Here is a 15,410-nt window from a genome sequence, read left to right as displayed (position 1 = left end):
GGTATCTTCTTTAAGTATTCGTCTTACACAGTCGGGTCATTCGTAAACCAAATTTCTTTCAGCTTTTCGGACAATACTGGTGTCTGATCAACAATAAATGTAGCTAATGAAGAATGATCCAGCCATTCCTGAATCTGCGGAACTGGTGCAAGTGCAATAATGTATAGAATAACGAAAATAATTAAGTAGTTTTCAATAAAGCCAAACACAGCACCAAGTATGCTGTTTACAATACCTAACAGTGGCAGGTTTGCTACAAAATCCAACATTGTTGCAATAATCTGCAATATAATTTTTGTGACAAAAAATAAGGCACCGAATGCGATTGCATTATAATATGCTGCTTCGAGTGGCAGTGTATCTAAGAAGATAGCCCAGGGAGTGTCATCAGAAAGCTGAGGATATGGAATCCACATTTCCAGATGTGGTGCAATCTTATCATAATAGAGTGCTGCAACGATAAATGCGATAATAAAGCTTGTTAAATGGAGCACTTGCAGAATTAATCCCCTTCGTAATCCAACAAAAAAACCAATTACAAGAAAAAACAAAATAACTAAAGTTACCATGACAATTTTATTCCTCTTTCTCCTCCAGAAGATTTTGCAGTACTTCGAAATCTTCTTTTAATTTTATGTAATCATTCATTTTATTAACCGCTGTTAATACGGCTAAGCTGGTTGTGTCCAGCGATTTATTAACCTGATGAATTTCATGCATTTTCTCATCAACCATGTTTGCAATTAATTTAACATGATCTTCCGTTTCTTCTCCTACAACTTTATAAGATCTTCCATATATATTAACGGTAGTACGTGATTTTTTCGGTTGGGTCACCTTGATACCCCCTACAATTTCTATTCACTTATCTGATTATACTACTATTAAGTGGTATAACCTAGTAAAACCTTAAAATTAATATTAACATGAACAGGCCAATTAGAAAACTATTCTGATAAGATCAACTTTGATATACTATATGGTAGTTGAATAGAAGGAGCGATATTTTTGTCAAATGTAGTACTTCAATTAAAAAAGGGCGATTTGGCCTCTGTAAAAGAGCATTATCTTGACGCAATTGTCAGCAAACCGCAAAATGCTTTGTTTTTAGCGAAAGTTAATGGAACAACGATAACAGCATATGCATCAGGCAAGGTAATGTTTCAAGGACAAAATGCTCAAGGTGAAGCAAATAAATGGGCGAAACTGGGCGGGGGCGGAACTGCCACTGCATCGAATAAAAAGAAGCCAACTGTTAATGAGCATCAATTCGCCCCGCCGAGCGGTATTTTTACAAGTGGACATATCGGGACAGATGAAGCAGGAACTGGCGATTATTTTGGACCGATTACAGTCAGTGCTGTGTATGTATCGGAAGAGAAAATTGATATTTTGAAAGAATTAGGGATCACTGATTCGAAAGCATTGACAGATGACCGGATTGGAGTGTTAGCGAAAGAACTGGTACAGGCTAAGATTCCTTATACATTGCTGACGATGGATAATGCCAAATATAACAGGTTACAGAAAAAAGGCTGGAATCAAGGCAAGATGAAGGCAATGATGCACCATCATGCAATCGAGAAACTTGTTGCAAAAATTGGTGAAGAGCAGCCTGTCTTAATTGATCAATTTTGCCAGCCGTCTGTTTATATGAAATATATTGGTACAGAAGGTGCGAAATTGCGCCAGAACACCTTTTTTATGACAAAAGCAGAAAGTTATTCTACATCAGTAGCAGCAGCCTCCATTATTGCACGAGCAAAATTTGTGAAAGAGATGGACGCATTATCTAAGCGATTTGGTGTCACCATTCCAAAGGGTGCTTCATCGAGGGTTGACGAGACAGCAGGCTATTTGATCAAAAAAAATGGCATAGATGCCTTGAATGAAGCTGCGAAAATGCATTTTGCCAATACCGATAAAGCGATGAAATATGTGAAATAGGAAGAGCTCATTATTGGGCTCTTTTTCTATCTCTTTTTTCCGCTTCTTGCTCTCTTCTTGCGACTTCCCGCTTTCTTCTTGCGACTTCCCGCTCTTTTCTTGCGACTTCCCGCTTTCTTCTTGCGACTCCCGCTCCCTTCTTGCGACTTCCTGTTCTCTTCTTGCGACTTCCCGTTCTCTTCTTGCGACTTCCCGCTTTCTTCTTGCGACTCCTGCTCTTTTCTTGCGACTTCCCGCTTTCTTCTTGCGACTTCCCGTTCTCTTCTTGCGACTTCCGTTCTCTTCTTGCGACTTCCGTTCTCTTCTTGCGACTTCCCGCTCTCTTCTTGCGACTTCCCGCTCCCTTCTTGCGACTTCCCGCTCTTTTCTTGACTCCTGCTCTTTTCTTGCGACTTCCCGTTCTCTTCTTGCGACTTCCCGTTCTCTTCTTGCTACAATTCCATTGCCTTTCCATAAAAAAAAGAACTGCATCCTCCCGGATACAGCTCCTTCCCTTTTATCCTCTTAACTCCGCACCAAAATGCTTCGCTACTTCTGCTAAAATCGCCTGATAGGATGCTTCTACTTCTTCATCTGTCAGCGTTCGTTCTGGATCTTGATAGAACAAGCTGAAGGCGATCGATTTTTTGCCTGCTTCCAAATGCTCGCCTTGATAGACATCAAATACTTGAATGTCTTTGACTAGGTCGCCACCTGCTTCAGCAATTACTGCCTGAACAGCTCCTGCTGGCACTGTTTCATCAACAACTAAGGCAATATCACGCGATACACTTGGGAAACGCGGAATCACGGCAAAGCTTGGTTCATTATGATGGATCTCCAATAAATAATCAAAGTCGACATCAAAGACATACGTCTCTTTCAAGCCATATGCTTTCTGTGTTGCCGGGTGAACCTGGCCGACAAAACCAATCTTACGGTCGCCGACAAAGATTTGCGCTGTACGGCCTGGGTGCATGTTGTCAATTTTCGCTTGTTTATAAGTAACATCCACTTTGAGTGATGCAAACAATGCTTCAAGAATACCTTTTGCGACAAAGAAATCAACTGGCTTTTTCTCTTGCTGCCAGGGATGTGTCAGCCACTGTCCAGTTAATGCTCCAGCAAGGCGTAATTTTTCTTCAGGCTGTCTGGTTACTTTTTCTTCATCGGTAATAAAAATGCTTCCAAGCTCATAATAAGCTACATCAGCCTGTTTACGGGCTAAGTTATATGCTGCTGATGTAAGCATTTCTGGTAAAATACTCACACGCAATGTGCTGTGCTCTTCACTCATCGGCATTGCAAGTGATACAGTTGATACTGTCGCCTCTTTTACCTCTGGGCTGACAAACTGTTCCGCACGTTCTTTACTTGTTAAAGAGTAGGTAACAGTCTCAGACAATCCTGCACCCTCCAAGAAACGCTTGACATGGCGTTTTAATTCTTGTGCTTTCGTCAAGCCGCCTGCCTGTGTTCCTCCCTGTGGCAGGGTAAATGGCAAATTATCATAACCGTAAATGCGCGCAACTTCCTCGACCATATCTTCAAAAATAACGATATCCTGACGGCGTGTTGGTGCTGATACAACAAATGTTTCGCCATCTTGTTCAAAATTGAAATGCAATTTGCGTAAGATATCAGCAATCTCGTCACTGGAAATCGATGTTCCCAGACGATCATTAATTTTATCTGTCCAGATCGTTACTTTTTTCTCAGAATAATCCATCTGGTCAAATTCTACAACACCTGACAAAACAGTTGCTCCAGCATATTCGCTTAACAATTGGCAAGCACGGACTCCTGCTTCACGTACACGATTCGGGTCTACCCCTTTTTCAAAACGATTTGATGCTTCACTGCGAAGGTCAAATGCTTTCGATGCTTTTCTAACCGTTTGTCCGTCAAAGTATGCCGCTTCTAACAATACATTTGTCGTTGTATCAGAAACTTCAGAATCTGCTCCACCCATCACACCCGCAAGTGCCACAGGCTCTTTGCCGTTTGTAATCACTAAATGCTCAGCAGATAATGTTCTTTCAACATCATCCAATGTCACAATTTTTTCGCCTTCACTTGCTTTACGGACAACCACTTCATTGCTACCGAATTTATCATAATCAAATGCATGTAATGGCTGGCCATATTCTAATAAAACATAATTGGTAATATCTACAACATTATTAATTGGACGAATTCCTGCAGCCATCAAGTAATTACGCATCCATAATGGCGCTGGGCCGACTTTCACATCCCGTACAACTAAGGCACCATAATATGGATTTACTTCCGGAGCTTCCACTCTTACGGAAACATGATCTTCTGCCACTTCATCTGAGTGTCTTAATGATGTTTGCGGCAGGCGGATTGGCACATCCAAGATTGCTGCAACTTCATAAGCCACACCTAACATACTTAATGCATCGGAACGGTTTGGTGTTAAACCAAGCTCAATGATAATGTAATCCAAGTTTAATACATCTGTTGCGTCTGCCCCAACTTCCGTATCTTCAGGAAAAACAAAAATTCCAGTTGCATATTCTTTTGGAACATACTTTTCCTCCACACCGAGCTCCTGCAATGAACAAATCATACCATTGGATTCTACTCCGCGTAATTTTGCTTTTTTTATTTTAAAATTTCCTGGCAGCACAGCACCCGGCTTTGCTACAGCCACTTTTTGCCCTTCGGCAATGTTCGGTGCACCACAGACAATCTGCAATGTTTCTTCCCCAACATTCACCTGGCATAAATTTAATTTATCAGCATCTGGGTGTTTTTCACAGCTTTCCACATATCCGACAACTACATTGGTGCTGGCTTGCGCAAAGCGTTCGATCCCTTCCACTTCGATCCCTGATTTTGTAATCCGTTCTGCCAGATCTTCTGGTGTTAACTGATCGATATCGACATAATTTTTTAACCAATTTAATGAAACAAACATTCTTTCAACTCCTCCTTATGCTTGATGATATTGCTTTAAGAAACGCAAATCATTTGTATAGAAATGGCGAATATCATCCACACCATATTTCAACATCGCAATTCGTTCTGGACCCATTCCGAACGCAAAACCGCTGTATTCTTTCGGATCATAACCAGCCATCTCTAATACTCGTGGGTGTACCATTCCTGCTCCAAGAATTTCAATCCAGCCAGTTCCTTTACAAACACTGCAGCCTTTGCCATTACATACTTTACAGGAAATATCCATCTCAACAGACGGCTCTGTAAATGGGAAAAAGCTTGGGCGCAGGCGGATTTCGCGATCTTCACCAAACATCTGCTTTGCAAAACGGTCAAGCACACCTTTCAAATCACTCATGCGCACATTTTTATCAACATAAAGTCCTTCAATTTGGGTAAACTGGTGTGAGTGTGTCGCATCATCCGTATCACGACGGTACACTTTTCCTGGGCAAATCATTTTCACAGGACGTTTGTCTTCAAGTGCATTCATCGTACGTGCCTGAACAGGTGAAGTGTGTGTACGCAATAAAAGCTCTTCTGTAATGTAAAAAGAATCCTGCATATCTCGTGCCGGGTGACCTTTTGGCAAGTTCAATGCTTCAAAATTGTAATAATCTGTCTCTACCTCAGGACCTTCTTTTATTTCAAAGCCTAACCCAATAAATAAATCCTCAATTTCTTCCACAATACTTGTTAATAAGTGTGGTCCACCTACCGCAACAGGACGGCCAGGTAATGTGACATCAATCTGTTCTTCTGCTAACTGTTTCTCCAATTGCTCTGCTTCAATTCCTGCTTTCTTCTCATCAATCGCATTGGCAATATTTCCTCTCACCGTATTGGCAAGTTCACCAATTACCGGACGTTCCTCTGCCGATAATTTACCCATTCCTCGTAAAACCTCTGTGATCGGGCCTTTTTTTCCTAAATAAGCAACTCTAACATCTTGCAGTTCCTGAAGTGTCGAAGCAGCTTCTACTTTTGCCAGTGCTTCTTGTTCTAATGCTTGTAATTGTTCTTTCATCAATGAGACCTCCTTTTGAATAATAAAAAAAGCCCCACCCCTAAAAAAGGGACGAGACTTGTATGTATCGCGGTACCACCCTTGTTGACACAGCTTCTGCTGTATCCACTCGGTTTTTGATAACGGAAAATTCCGGAACACCTTTACTTCTTAAGCGAAGGTCCAAGTGTCAGCTCCAGAGTGAAATTCAACAGGTGATCGTTAGAAACACTTTCAGTCAGGTGGTGTTTCTTCCCTTAAAACGATGATTCGCCTATTTACTAGCTCTTTCTCAGCCTTATATCAAGTTTTACTTCATATAGTATAATGAATCGAACGAAAGGTTGCAAGTCCTATTATGTAAATTATGCTCTTTTTCCTCCAACATGATACATCAAAATCGCTGCAGCAATGCTGACATTCAGTGATTCTGCCTGGCCATAGATCGGAATCAGTACATTCTGATCTGCTTTTGCCATCAACTCTTTCGCAACTCCTGAGCCTTCATTACCGACAATAATGGCCACTTTTTCTGGTACTGCTAATTCATGATAGCCAGTCGCCTGCTCTAATCCAGTCGACCAGACGGTTATACCTTCTGCTTTTAAATGCTCCATTTCTTCTGCTAAATCAACTTCCACGATATTCAAATGAAACAAAGATCCTTGCGTGGAACGGATGACTTTTTCATTATATAAATCGACAGTGCCTCTCCCTAACATTACCGTGTCAAATCCGGCAGCATCTGCTGTTCGAATCATCGTTCCGACATTCCCGGGATCCTGAACCCGGTCAATTAATAAGGCTCTCTTTTCAACATGACTTGTCATCATTTTTTTTTCGACAACTGCAACAATTCCTTGCGGTGTTTTTGTATCTGTTATGGCTGTCATCACATTATCAGACACTCCGAAATGTTCATATTGCGCTAATTCACCAATATCCACTTTGTCTTCCTCATAAATGACCTCTACAATTTCCCATTCACTATTATGCGCTTCTTCAATTAAATGAAATCCCTCAATTAAAAACTGACCTTTTTGATCGCGTTCCTTTTTCTGTTTTAACTTTCGCCATTCTTTTACTTTTTCATTTTTCACTGATGTAATCATTTGCTTCATCCTCGTTTGTTAATTAGTTTTATCATACATATATTTGCTTCTCAAGGTCAAACTATAATGAAAAAATCATGTCATTATGAGGTGAAAAAAATGAACTTAAACTTAAGAAAAGCAATTAAATCAAATATTCATGGAAATTCAGCAAACGATCTGGAAGCAACAATTGTTGATGCGATCCAGAGCGGTGAAGAAAAAATGCTGCCAGGCCTTGGCGTGTTATTTGAATTGTACTGGCAAAATGCCACAGAAGAAGATAAGCATGAAGTCCTGGATGCATTAGAAAAAGCGGTACAATAAGTCATAAAGGCATTGCATGTTTGGATGGATCATTGTATATTTAATAGTATAGAAAATAGTCTTAAAATCACTATTTTCAGACAATATTTCCTATATCGGAAATAGGAGGAACGCAATTTTGAATATACAATACATTCAACATGTGATGCAAATGCAGGCAATGTCTAACTTTTCCAATACACAGCCATCAAGCACAAGTGCTGGATTCGGCTCTATTTTCCAACAGTTAATGATGAATATGGCAGAATCAGGGGCAGGAAACTATTCTTCCAATCAGGCAATTCCTGCTTCTTACTTTTTACAGTCAACCATACCACATTCAGCCAATAATATAACATACACCCTACCAGCAGATACAGCAGTAGCGAAAGATGCCAGCATAACAGAAATTATCAAAGAAGCGGCCCAACGTTTTAATGTTGATGAGAAATTAATTGATGCCGTTATTCAAACTGAATCAGGCTACAATCAGCAAGCTGTCAGCCATGCAGGTGCACAAGGTTTAATGCAGTTAATGCCAGGAACAGCAGCTGGCCTGGGTGTAACCAATTCGTTTGATCCAAAGGAAAATGTTTTTGGCGGTACTAAGTATTTAGCTCAAATGCTGGACAAGTATAATGGCAATAAAACTTTAGCCTTGGCCGCATATAACGCAGGTCCCGGAAATGTGGACAAATATAATGGTATCCCGCCATTTCAGGAAACTCAAAACTATGTAAAAAAAGTATTGGGTAGCTATCTAGCATAAAAGCGACAGACGGAATCTGTCGCTTTTTTTGTTATTTATATTTACCTTTTAGTTTTAATTTATCAATGGCTTTCTGCAACGTTTCTGTTGCTTCATCCACTTCTGCTTGAGACATTTCATCCATCACCGGTTCAATCGATTCAAGATTACGAGCCAATTTCTTTCTTAAACCATAGGCATATCGATCATCTTTCACTTTTTCCTTCGCTTCCTGGACTACAGCTAATAAGCTGGACTTATCAACAGGTAATTGCATTGTTTCATAGTATGACTGAATTTCTTCATTGGATAACGTCATATTATTATAAACTATTACCTCATCAATCAATCCCTTGTATGGCTGATCCCAGTAATTTACCCCAAGACTGAAAACACTATCCGGTCGATTGAATTGATCCGGAAAATTGGAGATGTTCGCTTTTTGCTCACCATTGATATAAATCAATAATTCTCCCTGATTATTTGAGAAGGCAACATGACTCCATTCATTTAACGGAAGTGTTGTTTCCGAACTGCCTTCAAACCAGTTCGTCCCAGCCCACAGAAGAGCTTGGTCATTATTATTTAGACCACCTGGAACAAAGCTTACCCATTTTTCAGTGGTCTCTGCCCCGAAAAATGTTGTCGTAAAATCCGTTAAAGCTTCTGGTTTCATCCAGAATGATACAGTATAACGATCACTTGCTATTAACCCATCTGCTAACCGGATTCCTGACTGTCCGTCGAACTTAGCTGCATAACCTGATTTTCCTTGTTCATATGAGATATTTCCGTTTGTTACATCATTAAGTAAAGGTCCTGTTTCCACACCTGCCGACACACGATTTTCTGAATCTGTTAAGTCTTGTTCAAATTGGTAATGTGCCGCCAGACCTTGTAATGATTGAGGTATCACCGTAAGGTCAAACGTTTTTGTACTAGACGCGGTTCCCTTTGTAACAGTTCCTGTTAATGTGACTGTTACTGCTTCTTCTCCATATGCAGGACGGTTAACAATCCCTTCCTCTGTTACAATAGACGGATTAGAAGATTCCCATTGTATGACTGTCTCTTGTGCACCTTCTGTTGGTAATGTTAAGTTACCAGCCACATTTGACGTATCACCAAGTGTTAAATTTCCACTGACAATATCTGCAACTTCTTGATCGGTATAATCCAATTCAGGAGACTGACTTCCCCATACAGATAGACCATTTTCTCCAACTGCTGTAAAAGTAGTGGTTTTTGATTGTGTAGTTGGATCCCATTGTTTTAATGCAACACCTTCATATACTGTCTCATCAATCTGCAATGTGATTAAATTATCTTCTGTCAGCTGCCATGTTCCTTCTGCATTTCCTGTTATTGTACCATCTTCTTGTAAAGTGATCGGAACGGAATGAGCTAATTCTGCTGAGATTTCCGAACGGAATGCTACAAATTTATAACTGCCGACAATATCAGCCTCAGTTACTTGTGTATCTTCCTGTCCAGTATATCGGTATGGTGCAGCAACAGGCCAGCCATTACCATTCATATAAACAGGGTGCACACGTACCTCATGCTCTTCTCCACGATTTGGAAAGCGTGTGTGAAAAATAAGGAACTGCTCTCCTGTTTCTTGATCATAATAAACGGAATTATGACCTGGTGAGACATATCCTGTTGGAGTCCCTTGTTCACCAAAATTCGTGTCAAATTGGTGATTGCCAATTAGTTTGGTACCTGTAGGCGCAATTGATTCATCATCAAAAAATGTCCCTTCTGCCCCTTTTGTATTAATCATCTCGTTACCTTGAATATCGACATACGGTCCATCAGGATTCTCAGAGCGAGCAACCCTCACGTTGTATCCGCCATCAGCTGCTAAACCGCCATATGATAAGTATAAATAGTAATATTCAGTCTCTTCATTGTAAACAATATACGGTGCTTCGATTCGACTATGGTTTCCACCTAACAGTTTTTTCCCATATCCTTGCCCTTCAATCGGAAAACCTGTCTCAGGATCTAATTCTAAAATAAAAATACCACCTGAATAGGAACCATAAACCATCCATAACTTGCCGTCCTGTCCGTAAAATACGCTAGGATCTACAACATTAGGATGGACTGTTGCATCATAGACCTCTGGATAATGTGCTTCGTCATATGGAGTTCCATCAACAGTCGCTGACTCTTCTAAAGTCATCCCTGATCGTAAAATGAGCCCTAAATCTTCATAAGGGCCTTCTGGATGATCGCTGACCGCTATCCCCATTGCAGAGCGTGGTGAACTTCCATGGCAAGCATTATAATACATGTAATATTTCCCGTCTTCCTTCAATTGGATGACATCTGGTGCCCATAATGTATCTGTCTGTGCCCAGGTTAATGCTTCTTCCAATTCTTTTGTAACATCTTCAAATAGCGAATTTGCAGGTGTTGCTCCATCTCCTTCTATCTGCTCCCATTGTAGTAAATCCTCTGTTTTTGCTGCAGCAAGATGTGAACCAAAAATATAGTAGGAATCTTCTGCTTTTATAACGGATGGATCATGAACAGAAACATTCGTAAACTGCGGTTTTTCCTCCTCAGGCAGATCGGTTGCGCTTACATTTGTGCACCCAGTTAGTACGATAACAAGTATGAACAACACAAATAATTTTTTCATGTTTTACCTCCTAAGTATATTTCTTATACGTATAATTATTAAACGTTTTCATTTCCCTGTGAAAGAAATAAAAGCATTTAGAATTCAAATTAGTAAATTAATATCTCTATCACTTAATTAACTATTTTGTAAACTAAGTAAAGTATTCATCAATTTGATATACGCATAAGTTAACTATACTTTACAACAGATTAGCTGGAATGACAAGTTACTCTATCACTATTTTTATTTGTTTTTCTATCTTATAGTTCTTCTATACTATTCTCTTCTAACCAATAAAAAAAGCTTGCAACAGCTTTTGCTATTACAAGCTTTCTTTTATTATTAATCAAATGTAATATTCGTTACTTTATCTTTATCTAGATCTTTAATAACTTCGACAATTAATCGAACTGCATTCTCAAAATCATCACGATGTAAAATAGCAGCATGTGTATGGATGTATCTTGTCGCAACTGTTATCGACAGTGCTGGAACTCCGTTTGCCGTAACATGGATCGAGCCAGAGTCTGTACCACCGCCAGCCATCGTTGCGTACTGATAAGGGATATTGTGAGTGTCAGCTGTTTTCACAACAAAGTCACGCAACCCTTTATGGGAAACCATGGAAGCATCATACAGAATAATTTGCGGGCCGTCCCCGATTTTGCTATCAGCTTCTTTAGCAGAGATTCCAGGTGTATCACCAGCAATTCCAACATCCACTGCAAATCCGATATCTGGCTGGATTGTATTTGTTGCTGTTTTGGCACCGCGAAGGCCTACTTCTTCCTGGACTGTTGCCACTCCATAAACGATATTTGGATGACTTTCTCCTTTTAATCGTTTTAATACTTCGATCGCGATGGCACAGCCAATCCGGTTATCCCACGCTTTTGCAAGCAACAGTTTTTCATTTTTCATTTGGGTAAATTCAAAATACGGGACAATTGAATCACCTGGAAGCACACCAAATTCTTCTGCTTCTTCTTTACTTGTTGCACCGATATCAATAAACATATCCTTTATATCAACAGGCTTTTTGCGTGCTTCCGGTGATAAGATGTGTGGTGGCTTTGATCCGATAATCCCTGTCACATCACCTTTTCTCGTCATAATGGTTACACGCTGTGCCAGCATTACCTGGCTCCACCAGCCGCCAACTGTCTGGAAATAGACAAAGCCTTTATCATCAATTCTTGTTACCATAAATCCTACTTCATCCAAGTGACCAGCAATCATAATCTTCGGTCCGTTTTCTTGTCCCACTTTCTCTGCGATCAGACTTCCTAAATTATCTGTATAAACACGATCTGCATATGGTGTGATCCATTTGGACATTACTTCGCGTGCTTCCTTTTCATTCCCTGGAATCCCTCTTGCATCAGTAAGTTCTTTCAGCATTGTTAACATTTCATCCATTTTATCATCCTCCTAAGCTTAATATCCTGAATTTTGTCTATCAAAATTGATTTTATTTTTTTCAATATATGCGTTCTTTATATCTTCTGTAGTAAAGCCTAAATTATCACCTAATTGTAAATATGTATAGAATAGTTTATCAAATGAAGCTTTTGTCCGTTCATTCTTCAGCACAGTAACAGCTTCATAAACATGGAGGAACATTGTTGTCGTGTCAGCTTCTGCCCTGGAAATATGATCTTGGTAATCTTCTATGCCTAACACAAGACCAATGGATAAAATAAAGTGTATGCCGTCAACGTATTCTTCCGCAATAACCTTCTTGGGACTTGCTGACTTCAGACTCCAATATTTGAAACATCTCGTTTCATTGGCAAGTTCTCCAATCTCGACAAGAAGGGCTAAAACTTTCTTTTCAAAGACCTCTTCATTTTTCAAATCATGCTGTTGTAAGATATAATGATCTAAGTCCTGCTGCATCTGGAATAATTTTTGCCAGTCCATTTCGCACCTCTTTTCTGCTGGTCTATTATTATTATAGCATGTTTTTTTATTTTTTTTGAAACCTTTGCCCTTGCTCATTCGTATAAAGAGATTAAAAGACACGCCCTACATACAAAAAAGGAGTGGACCGGAGATGATTGTCCTGTTATTTCGATTGCTTGTTCTTATTGCAATCATAGTATTAATTTATACAGCATATAAATATTTAATTAATCCTAAACGAAAATTGGAAGTGGCACAAGAAAAGAAAGAATTCTTTTTTCTTGATTACAATGATAACATCAAGAAGAATTTCTTTATTACCTATAATGGGTTCCTTTTCGAAGGGGAGAAATATTTAGGGACAACAGAAGAAGCTTTTGAGGTAACACATATTGTGATGCACACACATAATCCGGAACGGTTAAAAGGATTTGAGCGACAGGATCTCTATTTTTTAGAAAAAGAAATTCTTATCCGCTATCCTCATGCTGAAATTGATTGGAAGCATCCGATTAATCGCCTACATCTTTAATTTCCTAAGAAGTAGGCGAAAAAAATGTCTGCCATTTAATGATCGTCTGACGGCGGCGGCAAATATATGTAAGAATGAGAATGATGGCACATAATGGAGCCATATAAATGATGGAGAGACTTTGCAATGTCTGGCCAAAGGCCGTGTAGATTACAGCTAATGGGATAACAGTAACGACTGTTGTCCTTAAATATGCAAAAAAGCTATCCGTCATTTCAAATATACAGAATGATAAAAGATGAAAGTGCATAAATGGTAACATTCTTAAAAGGCTGATTTGCCATATCGTTAATTTTGTTGATTTCCCAAAAAACTTCTGCTCGATTCTTTGACATCTTCGATAGAGGACTGGAAACTTACGCATAATAAAATAAAAAACAGCACTTGATAAGACAAGCCCAATTACAGAATAAATCGTACCTGCAATTGTACCGAACAGTATCCCGCCCGTAACACATAACAATAGTACTGGCAGGAAGAAAACCGGACGCAGCAAATGAAGCAAAATAAAAGCAAATGGAGCAAGATAGAAGTATTCTTCAATAACCTTGATGTCTGTCAGCCAATCTAGATGCATAATCAGATCACTCCCCCTGCTTATAGCTTATGACAAGGGTAATGCTGTTATGACACGAAGAATTTCAACCAAATCAGAAGACCTGTATCTATAACAGCTAATACAGGCAAGAAGAACCGGAAACTTCTATGTTTCGTTTTATGTCGAAAAAAATTCATACCAAATGTTGCCCCGATTGCACCGCCAATAATTGCAATAAGCCATATCCTGCTTTCTGGTATACGCCATTTATGCTTCCTCGCTTTTCTCTTATCAATTCCCATTACCATGAATGCAATTACATTGATTACAATAAAATATATAATTAGCAGCATGACCCTCTCCTATCTTAGTGTTTGATATATCTTTTCTAATTCTTGTTCGTTATTGCGATTAAACAAGATAAAACTATCTTCTGTTTCGATTAGAACATAAGCAGAAGACTTCCCAGTTAGGAATAATAACCCAATTCCTAATCCTTCCACTTTAAATTTACCTTTATAGACAGGACCAATGGCAAATCCATTTGTTTTGTACTCAATATCTGGTAAGCTGTCTAATTTCGTTACACTATTAATTTCATCAACTGGCCATTCATCTCCATAAAGACCTGAAATAGTGAAAGATTGGTCTTCTACTGTTATTTCGTTTTCTCTTAATCCTATTATGGTCAATCCAATGCAAAGAAGGATAATCACTGTAAAAACGATGCCTGCAGTCCAATAACCTTTCTTTCGTTTGGCTGGCACTTCGTATTTCTGAATCCAGAGCAATCCACCAAAAAGAAAGAGGATGAAAATGGCCAATCCTGATTCCAGACCAAATGAAATGGGGATGAACATAAGAATAATGGAAATGAACAGCAGAAAAAAACTGATAACTAATACTCTTCCCAGAGACTGGGTGTAACCATTTTCTATCAGATATTGTTTTTCTTCTTCCGGTCTATTGGCAAATCCGCTAATAAGATCATAATTTTTCTTTTTAACAATAAGGAATGTTAAACCACCGTAAATAGTTAACACCCATCCCATTAGGATCGATATACCTATCATGCCTGTATCCATTATCTCACCAACTTTTCTTCTATTTTATTTCGGGAAGTCGCCTAGTCTCTGGGCGCTGTATCCGGACGTGGACGTTTCTGTCAGCGAACATCATATAGCCAAAATCTTATACTATCTTACCTCATAAGAAAAGGATTGTTCCATCTATAGTGATGAAACAATCCTTTCAACTGTCTAAATTGGTATTTATTTTAATGCTGCTTTTGCTTGCTCTGCTAAGCTCGCAAATGCTTTGTCATCATTTATTGCTAAGTCAGCTAGCATTTTACGGTTTACTTCGATACCAGCTAATTTTAAACCATGCATGAAACGGCTGTATGAAAGATCGTTTAAACGAGCTGCCGCATTGATACGTGCGATCCATAATTTACGGAAATCACGTTTTTTCTGACGACGGTCACGGTAAGCATACTGACCTGACTTCATAACTTGTTGTTTTGCTGTTTTAAATAGCGAGTGTTTCGCTCCATAATAACCTTTAGCTAGCTTTAATATACGTTTACGACGTTTACGCGTAACTGTTCCACCTTTAACACGTGGCATAATAATTCCCTCCTATATATATCGACGATTCTAAGATTGTAGTTTTTACGTTTATCCCGCTCAGAGCGGCGGCTTTCGCTCAATGTGATTAAAAACTATGGCTTTTTCCTTCGGTCTAAGTCATACGT

The 15,410-nt window shown here is 39.3% G+C and carries 17 protein-coding genes and 1 other annotated feature; of the genes, 4 read left to right on the top strand and 13 right to left on the bottom strand.

Translation table 11 applies throughout. The features are described from left to right. Window positions 1-23: 23 nt before the first annotated feature. The gene (locus F9U64_RS05985) at window positions 24-569 is read right to left on the bottom strand and encodes a CvpA family protein (RefSeq protein WP_153402102.1); all 546 of its coding nucleotides are present in this window, start codon (window positions 567-569) and stop codon (window positions 24-26) included. 7 nt (window positions 570-576) lie between these two features. After that, entirely contained in the window at window positions 577-837 is a 261-nt protein-coding gene (zapA, locus tag F9U64_RS05980; protein WP_153402101.1) for a cell division protein ZapA, read from the bottom strand. 171 nt (window positions 838-1,008) lie between these two features. On the opposite strand from zapA, the gene rnhC reads away from it, so the two are divergent. Further along, window positions 1,009-1,947 (top strand): ribonuclease HIII, encoded by a 939-nt coding sequence (gene rnhC / locus F9U64_RS05975; protein WP_153402100.1) that lies wholly within the window; start codon window positions 1,009-1,011, stop codon window positions 1,945-1,947. 10 nt (window positions 1,948-1,957) lie between these two features. On the opposite strand, the gene F9U64_RS05970 is transcribed toward rnhC, so the two are convergent. From F9U64_RS05970 to F9U64_RS05955, 4 genes are all read right to left on the bottom strand, one after another. Then, the gene (locus F9U64_RS05970) at window positions 1,958-2,401 is read right to left on the bottom strand and encodes a hypothetical protein (RefSeq protein WP_153402099.1); all 444 of its coding nucleotides are present in this window, start codon (window positions 2,399-2,401) and stop codon (window positions 1,958-1,960) included. 42 nt (window positions 2,402-2,443) lie between these two features. After that, window positions 2,444-4,870, bottom strand: coding sequence for a phenylalanine--tRNA ligase subunit beta (gene pheT / locus F9U64_RS05965; protein ID WP_153402098.1), 2,427 nt, complete (start codon window positions 4,868-4,870; stop codon window positions 2,444-2,446). Between the two features lie 15 nt (window positions 4,871-4,885). After that, entirely contained in the window at window positions 4,886-5,920 is a 1,035-nt protein-coding gene (gene pheS, locus F9U64_RS05960) for a phenylalanine--tRNA ligase subunit alpha (protein WP_153402097.1), read from the bottom strand. Between the two features lie 44 nt (window positions 5,921-5,964). Further along, window positions 5,965-6,202: a binding site (T-box leader), on the bottom strand. 62 nt (window positions 6,203-6,264) lie between these two features. Then, window positions 6,265-7,011: a TrmH family RNA methyltransferase gene (locus tag F9U64_RS05955; protein ID WP_153402096.1), complete on the bottom strand. Its 747-nt coding sequence runs from the start codon at window positions 7,009-7,011 to the stop codon at window positions 6,265-6,267. Window positions 7,012-7,110: 99 nt separating this feature from the next. On the opposite strand from F9U64_RS05955, the gene sspI reads away from it, so the two are divergent. Together sspI and F9U64_RS05945 are read left to right on the top strand one after the other, a co-directional pair. Next, a complete protein-coding gene (gene sspI / locus F9U64_RS05950; protein WP_153402095.1) occupies window positions 7,111-7,317 on the top strand; it encodes a small acid-soluble spore protein SspI in 207 nt (68 codons plus the stop codon). A gap of 118 nt (window positions 7,318-7,435) precedes the next feature. Then, complete coding sequence (locus F9U64_RS05945; RefSeq protein ID WP_228275599.1) at window positions 7,436-8,065, top strand: lytic transglycosylase domain-containing protein; 630 nt, start codon at window positions 7,436-7,438, stop codon at window positions 8,063-8,065. Between the two features lie 31 nt (window positions 8,066-8,096). Here the strand turns inward: F9U64_RS05945 and F9U64_RS05940 are convergent, their stop codons facing one another. The 3 genes from F9U64_RS05940 to F9U64_RS05930 form a co-directional block, all read right to left on the bottom strand. Further along, window positions 8,097-10,697 (bottom strand): family 43 glycosylhydrolase, encoded by a 2,601-nt coding sequence (locus F9U64_RS05940; RefSeq protein ID WP_153402094.1) that lies wholly within the window; start codon window positions 10,695-10,697, stop codon window positions 8,097-8,099. Window positions 10,698-11,021: 324 nt separating this feature from the next. Further along, complete coding sequence (locus F9U64_RS05935) at window positions 11,022-12,098, bottom strand: M42 family metallopeptidase (protein WP_153402093.1); 1,077 nt, start codon at window positions 12,096-12,098, stop codon at window positions 11,022-11,024. 18 nt (window positions 12,099-12,116) lie between these two features. Further along, window positions 12,117-12,602 (bottom strand): dUTP diphosphatase, encoded by a 486-nt coding sequence (locus F9U64_RS05930; RefSeq protein ID WP_153402092.1) that lies wholly within the window; start codon window positions 12,600-12,602, stop codon window positions 12,117-12,119. 133 nt (window positions 12,603-12,735) lie between these two features. Between F9U64_RS05930 and F9U64_RS05925 the strand changes: the two genes are divergently transcribed. After that, entirely contained in the window at window positions 12,736-13,116 is a 381-nt protein-coding gene (locus F9U64_RS05925; protein WP_153402091.1) for a sigma-w pathway protein ysdB, read from the top strand. 4 nt (window positions 13,117-13,120) lie between these two features. Here F9U64_RS05925 and F9U64_RS05920 read toward each other — a convergent pair whose 3' ends face one another. The 4 genes from F9U64_RS05920 to rplT form a co-directional block, all read right to left on the bottom strand. Next, the gene (locus tag F9U64_RS05920) at window positions 13,121-13,693 is read right to left on the bottom strand and encodes a TVP38/TMEM64 family protein (RefSeq protein WP_228275598.1); all 573 of its coding nucleotides are present in this window, start codon (window positions 13,691-13,693) and stop codon (window positions 13,121-13,123) included. A gap of 47 nt (window positions 13,694-13,740) precedes the next feature. Then, window positions 13,741-14,007: a DUF1294 domain-containing protein gene (locus F9U64_RS05915; protein ID WP_153402089.1), complete on the bottom strand. Its 267-nt coding sequence runs from the start codon at window positions 14,005-14,007 to the stop codon at window positions 13,741-13,743. A gap of 9 nt (window positions 14,008-14,016) precedes the next feature. Next, a complete protein-coding gene (locus tag F9U64_RS05910; protein WP_153402088.1) occupies window positions 14,017-14,739 on the bottom strand; it encodes a DUF3784 domain-containing protein in 723 nt (240 codons plus the stop codon). Between the two features lie 186 nt (window positions 14,740-14,925). Beyond that, window positions 14,926-15,282, bottom strand: coding sequence for a 50S ribosomal protein L20 (rplT, locus tag F9U64_RS05905; RefSeq protein ID WP_153402087.1), 357 nt, complete (start codon window positions 15,280-15,282; stop codon window positions 14,926-14,928). Window positions 15,283-15,410: the final 128 nt, after the last annotated feature.

Source organism: Gracilibacillus oryzae (assembly GCF_009498735.1).
GTDB lineage: Bacteria > Bacillota > Bacilli > Bacillales > Amphibacillaceae > Gracilibacillus > Gracilibacillus oryzae.
This window is presented reverse-complemented; position numbering and strand designations above follow the sequence as displayed.